The sequence below is a fragment of the Bradyrhizobium sp. BR 10289 genome (assembly GCF_019455385.1).
Lineage (GTDB): Bacteria > Pseudomonadota > Alphaproteobacteria > Rhizobiales > Xanthobacteraceae > Bradyrhizobium.
Genome location: NZ_JACOFR010000010.1, coordinates 110,553 through 131,045, shown reverse-complemented (window position 1 = coordinate 131,045; position 20,493 = coordinate 110,553). Strand labels below are relative to the sequence as shown.

The window sequence follows — 20,493 nt, the reverse complement described above, 5'->3', positions numbered from 1 at the left end:
TCAGGGGAGGACGAGCGTTGAATCCAGCGAGATTTGGACTGCCGGTCGCGGCCGCCTTGATGGCGACGCTGCTGCCGGGCACAGTTGCGGCGCAGGTGTCCGATGACGTCATCAAGATCGGCGTGCTCACCGACATGAACGGCCCGGCCTCGGCGCCGACCGGCCAGGGCTCGGTGACGGCGGCGCAGATGGCGATCGACGATTTCGGCGGCACCGTGCTCGGCAAGCCGATCAGCATCGTGATCGGCGACCATCAATTGAAAGCCGATGTCGGCGGCGCTATCGCGCGGCGCTGGTACGATGTGGACCAGGTCGACCTGATCGTCGACGTGCCGGTCTCTGCGGTCGGGCTCGCGGTGCAAAATATCGCAAATGAAAAGAAACGGCTGTTCATCACCCACTCCACGGGGACAGCGGACTTCCACGGAAAATTCTGCTCGCCTTACGCGATGCAGTGGGTGTTCGACACCCGCGCGCTCGCGGTCGGCACCGCAGATGCCGTGGTCAAGCGCGGCGGCGACAGCTGGTTCTTCATCACCGACGATTATGCCTTCGGTCACTCCCTCGAACGCGATGCCTCCAGCGTCGTCACCGCCAACGGCGGCAAGGTGCTGGGCTCGGTGAAGCCGCCCTTGGCGACGCCCGACCTCTCCTCCTTCGTGCTGCAGGCGCAGGCCTCCAAGGCCAAGATCATCGGCATCGCCGCAGGTCCCCCGAACAACATGAACGAGATCAAGACCGGCTCGGAGTTCGGCGTGTTCAAGGGCGGCCAGCAGATGGCGGCGCTGCTGGCGCTGATCACCGACATCCACGGCCTCGGTCTGCAGGCCGCCCAAGGCCTGTTGCTGACGACGTCGTTCTACTGGGACATGGACGACAAGACGCGGGAATGGTCGAAGCGCTACTTCGCAAAGATGAACAAGATGCCGTCAATGTGGCAGGCCGGCGTTTACTCGTCTGTCATCCATTACCTCAACGCCATCAAGGAAGCCGGCACCGACGATCCGCTCAAGGTCGCGGCGAAGATGCGGGAAAAACCGGTCGAGGATTTCTTCGCCCGCAACGGCAAGATCCGCGAGGACAATCTGATGGTGCACGACCTCTGGCTGGTGCAGGTGAAGACGCCGGAGGAAAGCAAATATCCGTGGGACTATTACAAGATCCTCACGACCATCTCCGGCGAGAAAGCCTTTGGCCCGCCGGACCCGGCATGCGCGATGGTGAAGAAGTGACGATCGCTTAAAGCGATCGTCATCCCGGGGCACGCGAAGCGTGAACCCGGGATCTCGAGATTCCGGGTTCGGTCCCGCGGACCGCCCCGGAATGACCGCTACGCGGTCACTTCATCACCCCGATCTCGCGAAAATACTTCATCACGCCCGGATGGATCAGCTCCGGCTTCGGCGCGGCTGCAACGGTGTTTGCCGCCGTGGTCTCGCAGGCCTGCGCGAGCTGCTTACAGAACGTTGCCTCGACACCATGCAGCGTCTTGGCCAGGCGATAGGCGACATCGTCGGGCAGGTCTTCGCGCGTCAGCACAAAACTCCACGAGCCGAGCGAAGCGATCGGCTCGGACTGCTTTGGGTAGGAACCGGCCGGCACCAGCAGCGGCTTGAGGAACGCATGCTTGGCGCGAATGCGCGTGATCTCCTCTGGCCCTGGCGCGATGAAGCGCGCGCCTGATGCGCTGGAGGCCACCGCGGCAAAGCCGGGCCAGCCGATGCCGGCGCCCCAGAGCGCAGCGGCGCGGCCGTCTTCGACCATCGCCGGGCCGTCGCCGGCCCGGTCGAGATAGATCGCCTTGAAGTCTTCGTCCTGCTTCAGCCCCAAGCCATCCAGCACATAGCGCGCCAGGATCGGCAGGCCCGAGCCCTTGGCGCCGAACGCAACGGGCTGTCCGACCAGATCGCGGATGGTCTTGTAGGGACTGTCGGCGCGCACCACGAACATGCCGGGGTTGGAATAGATCGCCGTCAATATCTTCAGCCGCGTCGGCGGGCGGCCGATGCCGGCGAAGGCTTCATAGGCCGGCTCGCCCGCGACCAGCGCAAGATCGAGCTCGCCCTTCTCCAGCAGCGGAATGTTCTCGTTGCTGCCCTTGGTGTTGCGGGGAGCGATGGTGATGTGCGGATCGGCCGCGTTCATCACCTCGGCGAAGGCGTTGCCATAGAGCGGGAAGCCTCCGCCAGGCGTCGCGGTGCCCAAGCTGAGTGTCGTGGTCGGAATGGCCTTGCCTCCGCTTTGAGCAGCGGCGGGGCTGGCCAGCAGCGCCGCGCCGAGAAGAATGGGAAAAGCGAATCTCATGATGGGTCCCGGCGGCCTGCGTCAACACCGACTTGCGACGATGTAGGCAGCGGCCTGTTTTTGTGAAAGCATGCGCCCCAACGACAATAGAACAATGGGAGGCGTCATGTTGCGAATTTTGCGTAACAGTGTTTTCGGGCTGGTCTTTCTTTCAACTCTCCTCGGTGCCGCCCCTCCCGCGTCCGCCGCCTATCCCGACCGCCCCGTGCACTGGATGATCGGCTTTGCCGCCGGCGGGCCGGTCGACATCGTGGCGCGGATCATGGCGCAGGCGCTCTCCGATCGCCTCGGCCAGCAATTCATCGTCGAGAACAAGGCCGGCTCCGGCGGCAACATCGCAGCTGCCGCCGCGATCAACTCGCCGCCCGACGGCTACACGCTGCTGTTCGTCGCGCCCAACAACGCGATCTCGACCTCGCTCTACAAGAAGCTGCCGTTCGACTTCTTGCGCGACACGGTGCCGGTCGCCAGCATCATGCAGCTCACCAACATGCTGGTCGTCTCCAACGCGTTCCCGGCCAAGACGGTCCAGGAGTTCATCGACTATTGCAAGGCCAACCCCGGCAAGATCTCGTTCGCCTCGTCCGGCAACGGCACCTCGGTGCACATGTCGGCCGAGCTGTTCAAGGCGATGACCAAGTGCGACATGATCCACGTGCCCTATCGCGGCTCGGCGATCGCGTTCCCCGACATCATCTCCAACAAGGTGCAGCTGATCTTCGACAACCTGCCGTCGGCGCTGGAGCAGTCGAAGGGTGGCAACGTCCGCGCCCTCGGCGTCACGTCGCCGCAGCGCTGGCCTACTGTCCCCGACGTGCCCGCCATCGCCGAGACGGTCCCCGGCTTCGAATCGGTCGGCTTCTACGGCATCTCCGCGCCGAAGGGCACGCCACCCGAAGTGGTCGAGATCCTCAACAAGGCCGTCGGCGAGGCGCTGAAGGATCCGAAGGTTATCGCGCGGCTGACCGAGAACGGCGGCATTCCCAAGCCGATGACATCAGCCGAGTTCGGCAAGCTGGTCGCGGATGAAACCGAGAAGTGGCGCAAGGTGGTGGAGTTCGCAGGGGTGTCGGTGGACTAGGACCGCGAGGCTGGAGGGGACGGAAAAGCCCCTCCGGCCAAAATCTCGAAAACAACCCCATGCACAGTAGAGAGGCGAGGAATTACAAGGGGTTATGAGGGAGACCGCGCGATGACCGGCAAAACCGGTTGACACGTCGGGCAAAACAGGGGCATAATGCTATTATTCCGAAATCGGCAAGCCTCTGGCGCGGGCGCGCATCCCGTGCGTCGTCCGCTCGCGGCATTGCACCCCCGCCTCCATCCCTGTAAACGAACCGCGCACCGTTGCCGGCGACGCGTTCCCGCGAGCCGTCTTGCGGCGGGGCCTGTAGCTCAATGGTTAGAGCCGGCCGCTCATAACGGTCTGGTTGCAGGTTCGAGTCCTGCCGGGCCCACCAGCCTTCGCTCGCTTCGCGAGCTTCGGCTCGGCAAGCCCGTGCCACACATCGAAAGCGAAGCGAGCGAAGGCTGTCGCGCCGAAGCCCGCAGGGCGAAGGCGGACGGATCAAGGCTACGCGTGGTGTCCGGCGGAGCTGGAGCGCAGCGGAAGCGAAGACGGACCGCTCGCGAGCTTCGGCTCGGCAAACCCGTGCCACATACGAATAGCGAAGCGGACGAAGGCTGCCGCGCCGAAGCCCAACGGGCGAAGGCGGGCTGTAAGATCCATTCTCACTCCCGGCTCTCATTGCGGACTTAAACATGCGCAAGCTCCTCGCGATTTTGCTGATCTCGTGCTGGTCCGCCGCGGCCCACGCACAACAGGCCGACCTCGTTGTCACCAACGCAAAGATCGTGACGCTCGATCCGACATCCACGATCGCGCAGGCCATCGCGGTCCGCGACGGCAGGATCGTTGCGGTCGGCGGCAACGATGCCGTCGAGGGCTTGATCGGGCCGGCGACACGCCGCGTCGACGCGGGCGGGCGCACGATCATTCCGGGATTGATCGATTCCCATATTCACGCCGTGCGCGCCGGCCTCACCTACGCAACCGAGGTCAACTGGATCGGCGCAAAGACCATTGCCGAGGCGATGGACCGCCTGCGCCAGGCGGCACAAGCGCGCCCCGGGGCCTGGATCATCGTGGCCGGCGGCTGGAGCGAGTTGCAGTTTGCGGAGAAACGGCGGCCGACGCTCGCCGAGGTCATGTCGGCCGTCTCTGATAATCCGGCCTACATCCAGCTGTTCTATTCGGCCTTGTTGATGACGCCGAAAGCGCAGCAGGCGCTCGGATTATCAGCGGATCAACTACCGGCCGGCATCACCGCCGAGCGCACAGCATCGGGTGAAACCACGGGCTGGTTCAACGGCTCCATTGTCAGCATTTCCGCGCTGTTCGACCGTCTGCCGCGGCCGACTTTCGAGGACAATGTCGCGGGCACCCGGCAGTTCTTCACCGAGCTCAATCGTCTCGGCATCACCGGGATCGTCGATCCCGGCGGCTTTAGCATCTATCCCGGCCATTACGCCGCCCTGCAAAAGCTCTGGCGCGAGAAATCGCTGACGGTGCGCGTTGCCTACAGCCTGTTCGCGCAGAATGTCGGCGCTGAGTTCGAGGAGTACAAGAGCCTCACGCCATTCCTGCCGATGGGGTTTGGCGACGACATGCTGCGCTTCAACGGCATCGGCGAGCGCATTACCGGCGCCATGTACAACAACAACGCACCTGATGCTGCCGCCAAGGACAAATTCCTCGAGATCGTTCGCTGGGCGGCCAGGCAAGGGCTGACGGTCACCATTCATTGGCAGGAGGACAAATCCGTCCATGAGCTTCTCGACCTCTATGACGAGGTCAACAAGGAGACCCCGATCGCGCCGCTGCGCTGGTCCATCGCCCATCTCGACAATGCCACGCCCGAAACCCTGCTCCGGATGAAGGCCCTCGGCATCGGCTGGACCATGCAGGACGCGATGTATCTCGGCGGCGACCGGATCGTGGCACAGGCCGGCGAAGCCGCGCGCAGCATGCCCCCCATCGTCACGGCGCTACGCACGGGCGTCCATGTCGGCGCCGGCACCGATGCGCATCGGGTCGCGTCCTACAATCCGTTCGTGGCGCTGCAATGGATGCTCGACGGCAAGACCGTCGGCGGCCTGCCGACGCGCGGGGCGGACGAGACACCCAGCCGCGAAGACGCTCTTCGCCTCTACACCGTCGGAAGCGCCTGGTTCTGCTTCGACGAGACGCGGCGGGGCACGCTGGAGATAGGCAAGCTGGCGGACTTTGCGGTGCTTGATCGGGATTTCATGTCGGTGCCGGTTGAGGAGATTGGCGCGACGGCGTCGCTGCTGACGGTGGTGGGTGGCAAGGTGGTGTATGCGGCGGATGGTTTCGCGAGTGTGAAATGAGAACCGAGGCCTGCCGTCTTGCTCTCACGGATCAGTTACGGACGAACAAGTTCTAGAGATTAGGTGACAGAATACCAAATGTAGGGAGTCGAAAACCTGTCATTTAAGCGCACCGTAATCGCTGACTATGGACAATCGCAGGCCGATTTCTCAAGCTGTGGCCATGACCGGAAACACTGACAATGCTCCGTTTGATCCTGCGCTGGGGGTTGTCGAACCGCACGCCGGATTGCTGACCGCGCCCCCCGACGGGCAAATTCTCTACAAGATCATGACGGTCGAGAACCTACTCCGGTCGGTCACTGGCGGGTACCTCTATTTCAACCGGGTTGATAGCTATAAGGACTTCCCGAACGCCGATGCTCACGACGGCGAGCAATTGCAGCAAGATCGTGCGACCAACACGGCCGCACGGTTTGAAAGAGCACCTGACTTCTCGGGGGCGGATTATTATGACCGTTCCCGAAACCGGACTTATGCGTGCTGCTTTTCGCTGCAGAACTCCGACCACATATGGCGCGAGTATGGGAATGGGAGCGCGCACGGAAAGGTCGGCATCGCCTTCGACTTCGCCAAGCTACGCGCCGTCGTCAACGATACCATCAGAGCCGGTAGCGGGCTCGAACTCCTGGGAAGCCTTTGCAAGCAGATATTCTCCGTAAACTACGGAGTCGTAAAATACCTGCCATGGGCTGAGGCGCGAGAAAATATGGAGCGGCTGCCCAACCCGATCCGGTACACATACATCAAGGACAAAAGCTATACCGATGAGCGCGAAATGCGCATTTCACTTTCGGTGCTCGGCATAGGACATTATGTCTTGGCTGACGGCACGAAGCTGGAGTTTCCTCCTGGCCTTGAGCTTGGCTTTGATTTTCGGAGAGCCATGGCGGAAGGCACGATCACAGAGATTTTTCCCGGTCCCGGCTCTGATCTCAGTTTCCTCCGAGATGAACTCGCCAAGCTGGGTATCAAGGCAGTGGACAGCGAAAGCGGAGACGGCGCGGCCTAGAGGTCAGGCGGACAATCCAGCGTGATTACGGGATAGTGCACTCAATGAGAGCCAGCCGCTTCTGATGTGTGGATGGCGAGACTTAAGCGCGTAGGATGGGTTGAGCTCTAGCGAAACCCATCACACTTGTCTGGTAGTAACTTCGGTCAAGTCCACCCACCAGACGCCGTCCTAGTGTCATCGTTACATGGGGAGACTTGGCCACACCCCTCCTGAATTGGGCCAACGTTCAAGTCTGATGGGGACCACGACTACGGCGAGCGAAGACCGAAAAGAGATGGGTTTCTCAAAGGCTCAACCCATCCTACACGCTGCCTCGAAACGGATGCGCCGTGGAATCTATATCGTCACGTCTTTCAATTGTCCGCTGCGCTAAGGAAAGTGTTGCCGGCGGAGCTTGAACGAAGCAAAGGCGAAGGCGGGCTGTAATATCCATTCTCACTCCCGGCTCTCATTTCAGGATTCAACATGCGCAAGCTCCTCGCGATTTTGCTGATCTCGTGCTGGGCCACTTCCTCTCACGCCCAAAAGGCCGATCTCGTTGTGACCAACGCAAAAATCGTGAGGCTCGATCCCGCATCGAAGATCGCGCAGGCCCTCGCGGTGCGCGACGGCAGGATCGTTGCGGTCGGCGGCAACGATGCCGTGGAGGGCCTGATCGGGCCGGCGACGCGGCGGGTCGACGCGGGCGGACGCACGATCATTCCGGCGTCGACTGACGTTGAGGACAACTAACCAACGCCCTGACACGACGCGTTCGCCCTCGCCCGTTCGCGGGCTTCGCGGCGGCGCTCTCGGCGCTCGCGCCGCCGCTTGGCACGGTCAGTTGGCTGCGGCAGCGGGGAAACCGGAGCAATCTCGAATACGGGTTGGGGCGCCTCATTGACCGGCGACGCGAGGCTCGGCTCGCCGGGCGCCGGGCGGGCTTCCATGAACGCCAAGACGTCTCGCCCCTTGGACGTCAGTTTCCAGCCGCCGCTGATGCGCTCGACCAGGCCTTGCGAAAAGATGTCGAGGTCCGGCACCCGGCTGGCGAGGCGCCGCGTCCGGTCCGCCCAATCGCGGCCGCTGGTTGCGAGGACGGCCATGTCGCGCTTGAGGTCTTCCATGACGGCAAAGCCGTCGGGATAGGCCGCCAGGATCTTCAATACCGTCACCTGGAAATTCAACGCCCCCGCCCCCGCTCTGGTCCATCAGCGCCAGAGGATCTCCTCCCGCGAAGCGCGCAACGTACTTTGCTTCGCTGCGTTCGCGATTCAAAAATGTTAATCGCGAGGACGAGAGGCGCAGGCAGGGCTGTCGTATTTGAGAGCTTTTCTTGCGGCCATCCTTCGAGACCCCCGCTTGAGGCGGGCTCCTCATGATGAGGGCGGAGTCTGTGGCTGCAGTTTCAGAGGGTACTGAAGCGCGATAGCCCCGGGGCGCGCGCGGGAGCGGGCTGCGGGGGGCGTCAGGCGAACCTAGAGCTTCCTATAAGTCACATGCCCGGTTGCGAACGGAATCCCCGCCCGCCCGGCGCTGCCGCGCACGATGCAGGCGCGGTCGTCGATCGCGTAGAACCAGTCATCGAAGTTCAGCTTGAACGACTTGCCGTCGCCCTGCGGCGTGTCACGCGTGTACGTCCAATGGAATACGCAGCCGGCCTGCTCGCCGGTGGCTTCGCCGTCCAGGCGATTCTCGTGGCCGATGTACTGGCCTTCGCCGAGCTTGTGAATCGTCCAGCGCAGCGTGTCGCTATGGCCGTCATCGAAGGTGTAGGTCTCGGTCAGGACGACGGTGTCGGTGTCCGCGTCCAGCTCGCCGTGAGCCGCGATCGTCGCGCGCTTCAGAAGACCGCCGACGAGACTTTCAACCACCGCCCATCCTTCCAAGCGGCCGACGAAGAACCGCTCGGGGAGGAATACCGGCGTGGTGCCGGCGAATGCATCAATGGCCATGGCTTGTCCTCTGAGATCGATGACGACATAAGCCGGCTGTCGGCACCGGGTTCCTTCGGGTGAAATCCCGCCTGATGGCCGAGTGCTGCAATGTGCAGATCCCTCCAGCCCATCCTTCACATTCTCCACAGCCCCCCGGGGAACACGTGGACAAGCCCGGCCCTGCCGTTTGGGAATCCCTGACCCGTGCTAAGCGCGGGGAACGAGCAGGCCAGCAGAGGGATTCGTCCTGGCCAAGGAGCGCTCTCGATGCTGATGACCAGGGAAAGACGGCCCGCGATCCGCACGCTGCGCGGATGGGCGCTCGGCGTGTTGCAGGAGGCCGGCGCCATCCACGAATGCGAGGAGCATGGCTGGGCCAAGGACCGGGCTGATCCTCACGCCCGCGCACGTGCCATCGATCTCGCCCGCGAGGAACCGCCGGCCGGTGTTTCTCCCGATGAGGCGATCGCGGAGATACGCGACGTGCTCGATTCGATCGGAGACATCTGTCCGGAGTGCCGGGACGGAGATTGCTGAAGCGGCACCCGATCGCGATATCCGAGCCGCCGGCTTTCATTCGGTGGCTAATCCCCGGCTGCCTCTCTCTCCGCCGCTGCACCTCGGCGTACCATTCGGCGTAGGGCGTGTTTTTCGCCATGTGCCGGTTGAGGTCGGGAGCGCCGTCCGGCCACCAGACCGGGCCGCGCTCGCCGAGGGCGCGCTTGGCGTCCTCGACAGCGCGATGCGCTGCCGCTTCGCGATCCGCGTCGGCGGCCGCCTTGGCATCGCGGACGGCGCGCCGGGCGGTCATCAGGCGCTTGACCAGCTCCGATTTGTCCCGCTCGCCCAAATCCGGATTTGACATCCGCTACAGCCGTCCGCGCACGACGAAGTATCGACCGTCCGGTGTCACCGGATGTTTTACGCTCAAGCCGACTTCCGCCGCGCTCCCGTGGCAGGCTTTTTCGTCGCCGCTTCCTTCGGCTGCTTCTTTCCCGCGATCGGCATCAGCATCTCCTTCTGGCCGGCCGCCGCCTTCTTCGGCTTCCTGGCGGGTTTGTCCGCCTTCGCAGGCGCCGCCTGCTTGCCTTCATCTTTGCCCGCCTCCTTGCCGACGCTGCGGCGCAGCGCCTCCATGAGGTCGACGACGTTCTCGCCCTTCGGCCGCTCTTTCGGCCGGATGACCTTTCCGGCGCGCTTTTCGTTGATCAGCTCGATCAGCGCGGTCTCGTAATGGTCCTCGAACTTGTCGGGCTCGAAGCGTCCGGCCTTCTGGTTGACGATGTGCCGTGCGAGATCGAGCATGTCCTTGGTGACCTTCACGTCCTGGATGTCGTCGAAATAGTCCTGCTCGCTGCGCACCTCATAGGGGTAGCGCAACAGGGTGCCGACGAGGCCCTTGTCCATCGGCTCCAGCGCGATGATGTGCTCGCGGTTGGTCAGCACGACGCGCCCGATCGCGACCTTGTCCATCTCGCGGATGGTCTCGCGGATCACCGCAAAGGCGTCATGACCAACCTTGCCGTCGGGGCGGATGTAGTAGGGGCGGATCAGATAGCGCGGGTCGATGTCCGACCGGGCGACGAACTCGTCGATCTCGATGGTGCGCGTGGACTCCAGCGCGATCTCCTCGAGCTCCTCCTTGGAGACCTCGATGTACTGGCCCTTGTCCAGCTCGTAGCCCTTGACGATGTCCTCATTCGGCACCTCGTCGCCGGTCTCGGCGTCCACCTTCAGGTATTTGACGCGGTGACCGGTCTGCCGGTTGAGCTGGTTGAACGAGATCTTCTCGCTCTCGGACGTTGCCGGATAAAGCGCCACCGGACAGGTGACGAGGGACAGTCTCAGGAAGCCTTTCCAGTTGGCGCGCGGGGCCATTTACGCAGAACTCCGGTTCGAGGCGTCTTGGATTCAAGACGAATGGCCGGCCCGGGTTCCGACATGACCTGTGGAGAAAATTCGGAACAAGGCGCGCCGGCGCCCCACGGGCGCAGGCCAGCCACTGTCCCTCCAATCATCCCGGCCTCACTCCAGACCTTCGCAATTCAACTCGCGCAGCGTTTTGTCCACCCAGGACGCGTCATGCGTTCCGGCCTTGATGTTGGCGATCTGCTTCTGCTCGGCCTGGTATTTCGCGGTGGCCCCCTTCAGCACCTCATCCACGTCGTCAAAGGGTACGCAGAGCAGGCCATCATCGTCACCGATGATGAGATCGCCCGGGTTGATCACCATGCCGTCGATCGCGATCGAAACATTGATCTCGCCGGGGCCGTTCTTGTAAGGACCGCGATGGGTGACGCCTGCCGCGAAAACAGGAAAATTCTGGTTGCGGATGAAGCCCGCGTCCCGAACCGCACCATCGATCACGATCCCCGCAAGGCCGCTTTTGATGATGCGCATCAGCATCATCTCGCCGATCAATGCGTTGGTGAGATCGCCCCCTGCGTCGACCACGATGACGTCGCCGGGCTCGGCTATCGCCATCGCCTTGTGAAGCATGAGATTGTCGCCCGGCCGCGTCTTCACGGTCAGCGCGGGGCCGGCCATCCCTCCGGATTGATGGCGTGGCCGAAGCCGCGCGCCCGCCGCTGTCATCCGGGACATGCTGTCGCTGACGTTTGCCACCGGCAGCTTAGCGAAGCGTTCGACGATGTCGGCAGCCACTTTTCTCTGGCGCTTGAGGATCCTGAAACCTACGGACATGCATTATCCTTCCCGATGTCTGGCAAGTGAAGTGATGAGATCCTAGAAGCCGAACAGTTCGGCCGGATTTTCGACCAGGATGCGCCTGCGCGTGCGCTCGTCCGGCGCCCAGTCTGCGAGCAGATCGAGCAGCAAGGCGTCGTCCGGCTTGGTGCCGCGCTGGGTCGGATGTGGCCAGTCCGTGCCCCACAGGATGCGCTCCGGCGCAGCCTGCACATAGGCCCGCGCCACCTCGCTGGAATCCGCGTAGGGCGGACCGAGCTTGCTGTCCTCATAGGGCTCCGTGACCTTCACCCAAGTGCGGCCCTCATCGAGCATGCGGCGAACCGCGGCGAATGCTGGATGCTTGACGCCATCAGGCTGGGGAATGCGTCCGAGATGGTCGACCACCACCTTGGTGGGAAGTGAGCGGATAACGCTCTCATAGGTGACGATCTGATCGCCGGTCATCAGGATCTGGACGTGCCAGCCCAGCGGGTCGACGCGCCTGGCGAGTGCGGCCAGCATCTCCGGCGTCGTCGTTCCCCAGCTCTGCGGAGACACGAAATTGACCCGGATGGCACGAACGCCGGCATCCGTTAGCAGGCGCAGCTCCGCATCCTTGACCTCGGTGTCGACGACAGCAACGCCCCGTGCTGCTGACCCCAATTGCCCGAGCGCGTCCACAAGACATCGGTTGTCGATGCCATAGGTCGAGGGCTGCACCACCACGCTCCTGGCAATGCCGAGCCGGCGCTGGAGATTTCGATAATCAGCCACGGTTGCACCAGGCGGAAAGCCCTGGTGCCAGTGCGGCGACACGGGAAACCCTCCGTCGTAAATATGGTGATGGCAATCGCACGCATCCGCAGGCGCGTTCAAGCGCGGCGGTGCCGAGCCGGTGCTGTTGGGCACGGCCTGCTCGAGCCCGCCGGCCCAGGCGCCCGTACTCGCAGCCATCATGCCCGCAAGGACGCCGCGCCGGGTGATGGCGTGCTGCGAGGTCGTGCCGCGCGCGCTCACGATTTCACCGCCACCATGTCGGCGGCGCGCGCGACGTTGCGGCCGAGCACGAGGACCAAGGTCGCGGCCACGGCGCACAGCAGCGCCAGCGGCAGCATCCCAAGCACGAAGCTGCCGGTCTGCTCCTTGACCAGGCCAACCACGTTCACCATCAAGCCGCCGCCGATCAGATTGGAAATCGCGTTGATGCCGGCGAGGCCGGCCGCGAGCGTGCTGGTCGAAAGCCAGCTCGCCGACAGCGCCCAGAACGGGCCCTTGAAGGCATAGGCGCCCACCAGGCAGAACGTCACCATGACGATGGTCGGCGCAACCGCCGTTCCGGTCAGACCCAATGCCGTGAAGCCGCTTGCGGCGAACAGCAGCGGAATGGCCGTATGCCAGCGGCGCTCGCCTGAAGTGTCCGAATGGCGTCCCCACAGCACCATGAGCACGGTTGCAACGCCGTAGGGAATCGCATTGACGAAGCCGGTTTGCAGATTCGAGAGGCCAAACGATTTCAGCAACTGCGGTTGCCAGACCGATAGCACACTGCCGGTGGCGGAGGCGCCGGAGCAGACCAGGGCCATGACGAGGAAATATTTGTTGGTGGCAAGCTGCCAGAGCGAGAGATGCCCGACCGGCTTGCGCGCGGCCGCATCCGCCGCCATGCGCACCGTCAGCCAATCCCGCTGCTCCTTCGTCAGCCAGGACGCCGCTTCGGGCCTGTCGGTGAGAACGAACAGGCAGGCAAGCCCGAGCAGGACGGTCGGCAATCCCTCCAGGATGAACAGCCACTGCCAACCGCGCAGGCCGAGCGCACCGTCGAGCTCGAGCAAGCCGACCGACAACGGTGAGCCCAGGAAGGTCGCAAGCGGAATCGAGACCGTGAAGGTCGCCAGGATGCGCGCCCGATACTTGGCGGGCAGCCAATAGGTCAGATAGAGGATCGCGCCGGGAAAGAAGCCGGCTTCCGCCGCGCCGAGGATGAAGCGCATCGTATAGAGCGAATATGGCCCGATGACGAACGCCATGCACGCCGTCACCAGGCCCCAGGTGATCATGATGCGGGCGATCCAGCGCCTGGCGCCGAATTTCTGGAGGGCCAGATTGCTCGGCACTTCCACCAGGAAATAGGAGAAAAAGAACAGGCTGGCCGCAAAGCCGAACATCGCCGGCGTGAGCCCGAGATCCTTGTTCATTTGCAGCGCCGCGAAGCCGACATTGACGCGGTCGAGCAGCGCGAAGAAGTAGCAGATCATGAGGAACGGCACGAGGCGCAGGATCACCCTGCGCATCGTCGCCGTCTCGATCGGGTCGATGTCCATTCGAGCTGCCGTCACGTTTCTCTTCCCTTTTTTGTTTGTTTTATTCGGCCGCCTTGGCGCCGGCCTGCATTTTAGTCGCGATCGCATCGATGGCGATCTTGTAGTTCTCGGGAACGACGCCCCTGAAATGCTCCTTCAGGCCTAGTCCGTCCTTCCAGCGCAGCCGCGCCGCCGTCGCGCGAGCCATCAGCGGTTCGATCCCGGCATCCTCGACCGCCTCGGCCGCCATCTCGACCTCTTCGGTGCGCCGCTTGGCATGGATCACGCCTGAGGGCGTCAGGCTCTCGACCGTGTCCATGAACGGACGCGTCAGCGTCTTCGAGGCCGACGCCAGGACGGTCTCATCGAGACCATAGGATCGGGCGGCCAGCAACGTCTCGTCGATCAACGCCTCGATGCCCTTGATCAGCACGGAGCGCAGAATCTTGATTCCCGACGCGGTGCCGAGCTTGTCCCCGGCGAATTCGATGCTCATGCCCCAGGGCACGAGCAGATCGACCACGCGCCGGCCGGCGGGACCGCTCGACATCATGTGCATCGCATAGCCGTGCTTCGGCGTCCCCATGATGGAGCCGTCGCCGAGCGTGGCGCCCGTCGCGGCGAGCCGTTCGGCGACGCCGTATTTCACCTTCGGCGTGGCCGAGGCAAAGTCGAGGAAGGTGTGGCGGCCATCAAGCACAGGTGCGAACGCCGCTGCGCTTTCGAGCGACGAAGAGCCAGGCGTGACGCTGAAGATCAGCTCGGCCGCATCGGCCAATTCCTGGTTGGACTTGACCAGCGTGACGCCTGCCGCCTTGGCGCGGCTCTGGATCAGATCGGCGTAGGGGCCATCGAAAGCGTATTTGTCATAGCAGAAGATCTGCTGCAGGCCGGCGCCGCGGAGCCCCTTGCCCAACGTGCTGCCGATCTCGCCATAGCCGACCAGGCCGAGACGAAACTGCTGTTTGTCGCTCATCTTCAGATTCCTTTCGAAAGAGGTACGATTTGGCTGGTGCGACCTTCGGCCGTCCCCGCCTGTCGCTGCAAGCTGACGCCAACCACCCGGATCAGGATGGCGGCCAGGGTGAGAAATGCGGCCACCGAGATCAGGGCCCAGGAGAAACTGTCGGTTGCTTGCCGGATCACGCCGATCAGATAAGGACCGACGAAGCCGCCGAGATTTCCGATCGACACGATCATCGCGAGACCGCCTGCGGCAGCGCTACCCGTGAGGAAGCTCGACGGAATCGGCCAGAAGGTTGACTGGTAACACATGATCCCGATCACGGCGCCGCAGAGCGCGAGGATGGAGATCAGCGCCGACGATGTCGCGAAGCCGCAGACGATCAGCGAGGCCGCGCCGACGAGCAGCCCGGATGCCACGAACCAGCTCCGCTCGCCGCCCTTGTCCGACAGCCGCGCCCACAGCATCATCGCGATGGCGCCGCAGATGTAGGGCACGGCGGCGATGAAGCCGACGGCGACGACGCCGAAGCCGAGCCCCTTGATGATCTGCGGCATCCAGAGGCCGAGACCGACGGACCCGATGATGGCGCAGAAGTTGACGACAGCGCAGACAAGGACGCGCCAATTGATGAAGGCATCCCGCAATCGCGAGGGATGTTTTGTGGCAATGGCCTCGCGCTCTGCTGCCAGCACTTCGGCGAGCCAACGCCGCTCGTCAGGGCTCAACCACTTGGCCTGCGCTGGCTTGTCCGTGAGCGTGAAGAAGCACACGAAGCCCAAAAGGGTCGCCGGCAGGCCTTCAAGGATCAACAGCCACTGCCAGCCATGCAAACCGCCCAGCCCGTCGAGTGTCAGCAGCGCGCTCGAGATCGGCGCGCCGACGATGTTCGCAATCGGGATGCCGAGCAGGAACGCCGCGGTCGCCGTGCCGCGGATGCGCGCCGGGAACCAGTAGGTGAAGTAGAGGAACACGCCGGGCGTGAAGCCGGCTTCGCCGAGGCCGAGCAGGAAGCGCATCACGCCAAAGCTCACGGGGCCGACCACGAACGCCGTGGCGGCTGAGATCAGGCCCCAGGTGATCAGGATGCGGGCGATCCATTTGCGGGCGCCGAGCGCCTGCAAGGCGAGATTGCTCGGGACCTCCGCCAGGAAATAGCCGAAGAAGAAAAGCCCGGCGCTCCAGCCGAATTCCGACGGCGAGATGCCGAGGTCGTGGTTCATCGTCAGGCTAGCGATGCCGACGTTGACCCGGTCGAGATAGGCGACGATGTAGCAAAGCAGCAGAAACGGCACGATCCGCCACAGCACCTTTGAGAGGATCTTCGTCTCCTCGGGTGTGAAGCCCTGCTGGACTGAAGTGGCAGCAACGCTAGCCATCGGTTCCCTCCGGGATGGCCGGTGTTTCCCGGCTATGGGACGGGCTTTAGCAAAAATAGAACGGCGTTGCAATTCGTTTTGAAACGGCGTTTCGTTTTGGCGTGCGTGGCTTCTTCGCCGAGGGCGTTCCCCGTAAAAAAGTACAGCGCCGACCGTCGGTTAACGCGCGTCGCCGGGGCCTCCATCTCGCTGTCCGGGGCATCCAGTACGCTGCGGCCTTTCGGCTCAATCACGACTGTCTCCGAGTACTGGATCGCCCGGTCCAAACATCAAGCCGGGCGATGACAGCGAGTGTGTAGCCACTAATCCTTGTGCGAGAACATCTCCAGGCCCGGCGTTTCGAGCTCCGCGCGCAGCAGACTGCCGGTGCGGCTCTCGGTGATGAAGAGGCTCTTTCGCTCCGGTCCGCCAAAGGCGAGATTGGTGGTACCAACGCCGGCGCAGGAGACGATGCGGTCGAGTGGCTCGGCCAATGGCGACAACCGCCACACCGAGCCGAAGCCGGTGTGGCAGACCAGGAGATTGCCACCGTCGTCCAGCGCCAGCCCGTCGGGTCCGCCGGGACCGCCATGCAGATGCGAGAAGATGCCGACCTTTGTGGTCAGCCCGCTCGCCGGCAGCGGCACCCGCCATATCTGGTTGGCCCGCGTCACCGCAACCAGCAGAAAGCTTTCCTCGGGATCGACGACGATGCCGTTCGGACTGGGGATCGTGTCGATGAGGCAGGTGAGCCGGCCGTCGGGCGTCAGCTTCCAGACCCGGCCAGTGGGATCGTGCATGCCGGTCTGGCCTTGGTCGGTGAAATAGAGATTGCCCGATCGCGCAAAGACGAGGTCGTTGACGCCCTTGAAGCTTTCGCTCGCGGCCGTCTCCAGGAACGGCGTGACGTTGCCGCTGTCCGGATCGAGCAGCATGATCCCGCGTTTGTAATCGGTGATGAACAGGCGGCCGTCGCGATGAACCTTTAGGCCGTTCGGCCATCCATCATATTCGGACACGAGCTCCCATGCGCCTCGCGCGCTGACGCGGAAGATACGTCCATAGGGAATGTCGGTGATGTACAGCCGCCCCTGCCGATCGAAGGACGGCCCTTCGAGGAAAGAGTCGATCTCGCGTCCACCCTGATTGGCATCCGCCCAGGCAGTGCGGCGCGGTTTGCGGAACTGATCCGGCAGCCGCGTGAAAATGCTGGTCTCGATCCGGCGTGGTGGGCTGAAGAACGTCATGGGCTAACCTTTGGGGCGACCTTGGCAAAGCCATAGAGCTCGGCTGGATTATCGACCAGGATGCGCTTGAACGCGACATCGTCGCCTGCGCATTGCGCGAACAGATCGAACAGGCGCGCGTCATCCGGCTTGTGCTCCTTTGGCTCGGAGGGATGCGGCCAGTCGCTGCCCCATATCAGACGCTGCGGCGCCGCCTTGACATAGGCTGCCGCAACGGCGCCTGCATCGGCGTAATCAGGCGCACCCTGCTTGCTCGACACATAGGGACCCGACAGCTTGACCCAGGTCCTGCCGCGATCGAGCAGGCCGCGGATGATCCTGTAGGGCGCACTCTCGACACCGGCTGGCTGCGGCACTTGTGCGAGATGATCGAACACCAGTCGCCCGGGCAGCGAGGCCAGCAACTCTGCATTGTCCTCGATCTGCTTCGGACGCATGTTGATCTGGCAGTGCCAGCCGAGATCCGCCAGCCGCGGCGCGAGCAGCGGCAGCGAGTTCACCGTCAACACGCCGGGAAAGCCGAGATTGAAGCGGACGCCGCGAACGCCCTGTGCATCGAGCCGTCGCAGCTCGGCATCCGAAATGTCGTCGGCCACAACAGCGATGACGCGAAAATTCTCCGCGCCAAGTGCCTGTCGCGACGCGATCTGCAGCCGGTTGTCGGTGCCATAGGTGGAGGGCTGGATGATCACGCCCCGACTGGTGCCGATCCGAAGTTGCAGCGCGCGATAATCATCGGGCGAGGCGTCATCCGGCAGCAGTGTCGCGCCCTTCGCAGCGGGATAGGTCTGGTCGTAGGTATGGAAGTGGCAGTCAACTGCGCCGGGGGGCGGCACGAAACGCGGCGTCTCGGTGCCACTCGACCAGCGCACCGCCTGCCCCATCGCGGCGTTGGGAATAACGGATGCGGCCAGTCCGGTCAGAACGGTCCTGCGAGTCAGCGGTGCTGGTGCCACGGCGTCTTGCCCTCCCCCATCTTTGTATGAGGAAGGCTTATAAGCCCGCCGAAACCGACGCCGCAAGAAGAAACGAAACGTCGTTTCGTTTTAGGCCGAGCCGGCGCGCCTGCGTCCGCTTTTCACCGTGCCGGAGAATGGATTTCCACCGCATGCCAGGGTCAGCTTGCTTGCGGCCTCCACCAATGCCGGCTTGATCTGCTCGGCCCGCACTGTGGTGAGCCGGCTGACCGGCCCCGAGATCGCCAACGCTCCGACCAGGGAATCGCCGATGCCGAAGACGGGCATAGCGAGAGCGGCCGCATGAGGATCCGTCACGCCGGACGTGAACAGCGGCAACTCCTCGTCCGGTCCGGCCGTCCCGGACTCATACCGCCGCAGCGTTTGCGCGATGGCGGATTTGTCCATGGGACGCGTATCGCCCGGCTGCACGGTCATCCGGATGCGATTGCTGCTCTCCACCCGAAAAAGACAGAGTCGCTCCTCGCCATTGCGAACGTAGAACGACGTCGTCTCCCCGGTTTTTGCCGCGAGCTGCTCCAGCACCGGCATGACGTGGTCGGCCAGACGAAACGCCTGCTGGTAGGCGGTGCCGAGGCGCAACGTCTCCGAATCAAGCCGGTAGGAGCCGTCCGGCAGACGCGCGAGCAATCGATATTGTTGAAGCGAGAGGGCGAGCCGGAGGATCGTGCTTTTGACTAACCCCGTCCGCTCGGCCAACTCGGCTAAGCTCAAAGCGCCGTCTCCCCGACGGAACGCAGTCAACACCGCGAGTGCGCGTTCGGCTGCTGATACGCCCTTGAGTGCAGGCGGCTTCTTCACGGTCGGCTTTGCCATCTCACATCCTTGTCTTCACCCTGTCCTACGGCATTATGGCCGCAGGTAGAAGGGCTACGACGCGTCTGCAGAGAGCGGGATGGGCGAACTCCCGGAACGCGGGGAGATTCGACCCCTCAGTCGTGCCTGCGGACCGCACCGTTTTCGCACCAGAAACGACGCGAGCGAACCATAACAAGTGTGACTGAAACCAAACAAAATCGCAGCAAATCAATGAAGCTCATCTCTGTCCAACCGCTCATAACGGTCTGGTTGCAGGTTCGAGTCCTGCCGGGCCACCACGACCGACAATCCGGTGATGGTGATGTTGTACCAGAGTTTTCGCAGGGGATCGACGAAGGCCCAGCGATAGGCGCTCACCATCAGAGCCGAGTCAGCAGTGTCGACCAGCGCCATGCCGGCGGCAAACAACGCGGGAAACACCAGAACGCCCGACGGTGAGGCGCCGCGCGCGGCTTCGGTCGCAGAGAGGCTCAGAAGCCCGATCTCGGTTGCGATATCGAAGCCGAGCCCGAACAGGAAGCCGAGCGGATACATGTGCCAGGATCTCCTAACCATACGGAATAACGGCGCGAGCAACCGGGCAAGGAAGCCGCGGCCGGCCAACAATCGATCCAGTGCTTCGACGTCATGAGCGTCATGCTTGCGCACCGCGCGCAATCTCCGCCACAGGCCGACGAAGATGGCGAGGTTGAGCGCGGCTATTACGAGCAGGAAGATCGCGGAGACCGATGTCCCGATCAAACTACCGACGCTCCTGATCAGACTATCGCCGCCAAGATCGACCGCGCCCAACACGAGCAGCATGGTCGCGATGGCCACCACCGTGGAATGGCCGAGCGCGAACGCGAGCCCGGCGCTTCTCGGTATTTCGCCCGCATGCATCAGTTTGCGCACCACATTGTCGATGGCCGCAATGTGATCGGCATCCACCGCGTGGCGTAGGCCAAACACCCAAGCGATCAGCGCAGTTGCCATCACCGCGGGCCGGTCGGCGAACAACGCGAAAGCCCAGGCCCAGGCGGTGATATTGGCGACGACGAGCCCGCCGAACAGTACAACGCTACCGGGCTCAACCACGCGACCTAGCCCATCCACGGCGCCACCCAAATATGAAGTTTATCAGGAACAATCATACCAAGGGTAGCAAGAGCCGGGCCACTCCGGACGAAGTCGGCACGAGTCCTTGTTTGCGGCGCTCAAGCCACTGTTTTCAAGCCGATTCTGTACCGCCTCCATGTTGCAGTACCGCGTGCATCCTCTGGAAACCAACTATCCACGAGCGGCAACTCGTGGTCGCCGCCGGAACGGTCCGCCCGATTGAGCTCTCGACGTCCTTTTCAGCGCTAATTCCCGCAGGGCCTAAGCGCGTCCAGGGCTGCGGCTGGTCACAGCGTCGCCGATTCGATGCAGCTCGGGCCCATCGCCTGCCAATGATGGCGGCTCGCCGACAAAGGCAACAGAGGGAGCGAGCTAACTTGCCGCGACCGTCGCAGC

19 protein-coding genes and 1 tRNA gene are annotated in these 20,493 nt (G+C 63.5%); 7 read left to right on the top strand and 13 right to left on the bottom strand.

The annotated features are described in order from the left end of the window. The first annotated feature begins 17 nt into the window (after window positions 1-17). Window positions 18-1,232, top strand: coding sequence for an ABC transporter substrate-binding protein (locus tag HYH08_RS18690; protein WP_220011260.1), 1,215 nt, complete (start codon window positions 18-20; stop codon window positions 1,230-1,232). A gap of 106 nt (window positions 1,233-1,338) precedes the next feature. Here HYH08_RS18690 and HYH08_RS18685 read toward each other — a convergent pair whose 3' ends face one another. Then, a complete protein-coding gene (locus tag HYH08_RS18685) occupies window positions 1,339-2,304 on the bottom strand; it encodes a TAXI family TRAP transporter solute-binding subunit (protein ID WP_220011259.1) in 966 nt (321 codons plus the stop codon). A gap of 106 nt (window positions 2,305-2,410) precedes the next feature. Here HYH08_RS18685 and HYH08_RS18680 point away from each other — a divergent pair, with 106 nt between their 5' ends. From HYH08_RS18680 to HYH08_RS18660, 5 genes are all read left to right on the top strand, one after another. Continuing rightward, entirely contained in the window at window positions 2,411-3,385 is a 975-nt protein-coding gene (locus HYH08_RS18680) for a Bug family tripartite tricarboxylate transporter substrate binding protein (protein WP_220011258.1), read from the top strand. A 303-nt stretch (window positions 3,386-3,688) separates the two neighbouring features. Continuing rightward, window positions 3,689-3,764 (top strand) — tRNA-Ile (locus HYH08_RS18675). 301 nt (window positions 3,765-4,065) lie between these two features. Continuing rightward, window positions 4,066-5,715, top strand: coding sequence for an amidohydrolase (locus tag HYH08_RS18670; protein ID WP_220011257.1), 1,650 nt, complete (start codon window positions 4,066-4,068; stop codon window positions 5,713-5,715). A 163-nt stretch (window positions 5,716-5,878) separates the two neighbouring features. Then, window positions 5,879-6,727: a hypothetical protein gene (locus tag HYH08_RS18665; protein ID WP_220011256.1), complete on the top strand. Its 849-nt coding sequence runs from the start codon at window positions 5,879-5,881 to the stop codon at window positions 6,725-6,727. 468 nt (window positions 6,728-7,195) lie between these two features. Then, window positions 7,196-7,462: a hypothetical protein gene (locus tag HYH08_RS18660; RefSeq protein WP_228747918.1), complete on the top strand. Its 267-nt coding sequence runs from the start codon at window positions 7,196-7,198 to the stop codon at window positions 7,460-7,462. On the opposite strand, the gene HYH08_RS18655 is transcribed toward HYH08_RS18660, so the two are convergent. Both HYH08_RS18655 and HYH08_RS18650 read right to left on the bottom strand, forming a co-directional pair. Then, window positions 7,459-7,896 carry a hypothetical protein gene (locus HYH08_RS18655; protein ID WP_220011255.1) on the bottom strand — a complete coding sequence of 146 codons (438 nt, stop codon included), beginning with the start codon at window positions 7,894-7,896 and terminating at the stop codon, window positions 7,459-7,461. The genes HYH08_RS18660 and HYH08_RS18655 overlap by 4 nt on opposite strands. Window positions 7,897-8,187: 291 nt before the next feature. Beyond that, window positions 8,188-8,664, bottom strand: coding sequence for a DUF3833 family protein (locus HYH08_RS18650; RefSeq protein WP_220011254.1), 477 nt, complete (start codon window positions 8,662-8,664; stop codon window positions 8,188-8,190). 249 nt (window positions 8,665-8,913) lie between these two features. Here HYH08_RS18650 and HYH08_RS18645 point away from each other — a divergent pair, with 249 nt between their 5' ends. Further along, window positions 8,914-9,183 (top strand): hypothetical protein, encoded by a 270-nt coding sequence (locus HYH08_RS18645; protein ID WP_220011253.1) that lies wholly within the window; start codon window positions 8,914-8,916, stop codon window positions 9,181-9,183. A 390-nt stretch (window positions 9,184-9,573) separates the two neighbouring features. On the opposite strand, the gene ku is transcribed toward HYH08_RS18645, so the two are convergent. The 10 genes from ku to HYH08_RS18595 all read right to left on the bottom strand — a co-directional run bounded on the left by ku (window position 9,574) and on the right by HYH08_RS18595 (window position 20,106). Continuing rightward, on the bottom strand, window positions 9,574-10,524 hold the full coding sequence (gene ku, locus HYH08_RS18640; protein ID WP_220011252.1) for a non-homologous end joining protein Ku: 951 nt from the start codon (window positions 10,522-10,524) through the stop codon (window positions 9,574-9,576). 147 nt (window positions 10,525-10,671) lie between these two features. Next, window positions 10,672-11,349: an RraA family protein gene (locus tag HYH08_RS18635; RefSeq protein ID WP_220011251.1), complete on the bottom strand. Its 678-nt coding sequence runs from the start codon at window positions 11,347-11,349 to the stop codon at window positions 10,672-10,674. Window positions 11,350-11,391: 42 nt separating this feature from the next. Further along, window positions 11,392-12,291 carry an amidohydrolase family protein gene (locus HYH08_RS18630; RefSeq protein WP_220011363.1) on the bottom strand — a complete coding sequence of 300 codons (900 nt, stop codon included), beginning with the start codon at window positions 12,289-12,291 and terminating at the stop codon, window positions 11,392-11,394. Between the two features lie 56 nt (window positions 12,292-12,347). Then, a complete protein-coding gene (locus HYH08_RS18625; protein ID WP_349631441.1) occupies window positions 12,348-13,670 on the bottom strand; it encodes an MFS transporter in 1,323 nt (440 codons plus the stop codon). 25 nt (window positions 13,671-13,695) lie between these two features. Further along, window positions 13,696-14,610: an NAD(P)-dependent oxidoreductase gene (locus HYH08_RS18620; RefSeq protein WP_220011250.1), complete on the bottom strand. Its 915-nt coding sequence runs from the start codon at window positions 14,608-14,610 to the stop codon at window positions 13,696-13,698. A gap of 2 nt (window positions 14,611-14,612) precedes the next feature. Beyond that, window positions 14,613-15,977, bottom strand: a complete 1,365-nt coding sequence (locus HYH08_RS18615) for an MFS transporter (RefSeq protein WP_220011249.1) — start codon at window positions 15,975-15,977, stop codon at window positions 14,613-14,615. A gap of 302 nt (window positions 15,978-16,279) precedes the next feature. Continuing rightward, window positions 16,280-17,203, bottom strand: a complete 924-nt coding sequence (locus HYH08_RS18610; protein ID WP_220011248.1) for an SMP-30/gluconolactonase/LRE family protein — start codon at window positions 17,201-17,203, stop codon at window positions 16,280-16,282. Beyond that, window positions 17,200-18,159 carry an amidohydrolase family protein gene (locus HYH08_RS18605; RefSeq protein WP_220011247.1) on the bottom strand — a complete coding sequence of 320 codons (960 nt, stop codon included), beginning with the start codon at window positions 18,157-18,159 and terminating at the stop codon, window positions 17,200-17,202. The genes HYH08_RS18610 and HYH08_RS18605 overlap by 4 nt, the downstream gene beginning before the upstream one ends. 90 nt (window positions 18,160-18,249) lie before the next feature. Continuing rightward, window positions 18,250-18,996: an IclR family transcriptional regulator gene (locus tag HYH08_RS18600; RefSeq protein WP_220011246.1), complete on the bottom strand. Its 747-nt coding sequence runs from the start codon at window positions 18,994-18,996 to the stop codon at window positions 18,250-18,252. Window positions 18,997-19,206: 210 nt separating this feature from the next. Then, entirely contained in the window at window positions 19,207-20,106 is a 900-nt protein-coding gene (locus HYH08_RS18595) for a HoxN/HupN/NixA family nickel/cobalt transporter (protein ID WP_228747917.1), read from the bottom strand. Window positions 20,107-20,493 lie beyond the last annotated feature (387 nt).

Bases quoted from the DNA above. Each gene is read 5' to 3' on its own strand.
- HYH08_RS18685 (WP_220011259.1), bottom strand. From the start codon at position 2,304: ATGAGATTCGCTTTTCCCATTCTTCTCGGCGCGGCGCTGCTGGCCAGC.
- HYH08_RS18680 (WP_220011258.1), top strand. From the start codon at position 2,411: ATGTTGCGAATTTTGCGTAACAGTGTTTTCGGGCTGGTCTTTCTTTCA.
- HYH08_RS18670 (WP_220011257.1), top strand. From the start codon at position 4,066: ATGCGCAAGCTCCTCGCGATTTTGCTGATCTCGTGCTGGTCCGCCGCG.
- HYH08_RS18665 (WP_220011256.1), top strand. From the start codon at position 5,879: ATGACCGGAAACACTGACAATGCTCCGTTTGATCCTGCGCTGGGGGTT.
- HYH08_RS18660 (WP_228747918.1), top strand. From the start codon at position 7,196: ATGCGCAAGCTCCTCGCGATTTTGCTGATCTCGTGCTGGGCCACTTCC.
- HYH08_RS18650 (WP_220011254.1), bottom strand. From the start codon at position 8,664: ATGGCCATTGATGCATTCGCCGGCACCACGCCGGTATTCCTCCCCGAG.
- HYH08_RS18645 (WP_220011253.1), top strand. From the start codon at position 8,914: ATGCTGATGACCAGGGAAAGACGGCCCGCGATCCGCACGCTGCGCGGA.
- ku (WP_220011252.1), bottom strand. From the start codon at position 10,524: ATGGCCCCGCGCGCCAACTGGAAAGGCTTCCTGAGACTGTCCCTCGTC.
- HYH08_RS18635 (WP_220011251.1), bottom strand. From the start codon at position 11,349: ATGTCCGTAGGTTTCAGGATCCTCAAGCGCCAGAGAAAAGTGGCTGCC.
- HYH08_RS18630 (WP_220011363.1), bottom strand. From the start codon at position 12,291: ATGATGGCTGCGAGTACGGGCGCCTGGGCCGGCGGGCTCGAGCAGGCC.
- HYH08_RS18620 (WP_220011250.1), bottom strand. From the start codon at position 14,610: ATGAGCGACAAACAGCAGTTTCGTCTCGGCCTGGTCGGCTATGGCGAG.
- HYH08_RS18615 (WP_220011249.1), bottom strand. From the start codon at position 15,977: ATGGCTAGCGTTGCTGCCACTTCAGTCCAGCAGGGCTTCACACCCGAG.
- HYH08_RS18610 (WP_220011248.1), bottom strand. From the start codon at position 17,203: ATGACGTTCTTCAGCCCACCACGCCGGATCGAGACCAGCATTTTCACG.
- HYH08_RS18600 (WP_220011246.1), bottom strand. From the start codon at position 18,996: ATGGCAAAGCCGACCGTGAAGAAGCCGCCTGCACTCAAGGGCGTATCA.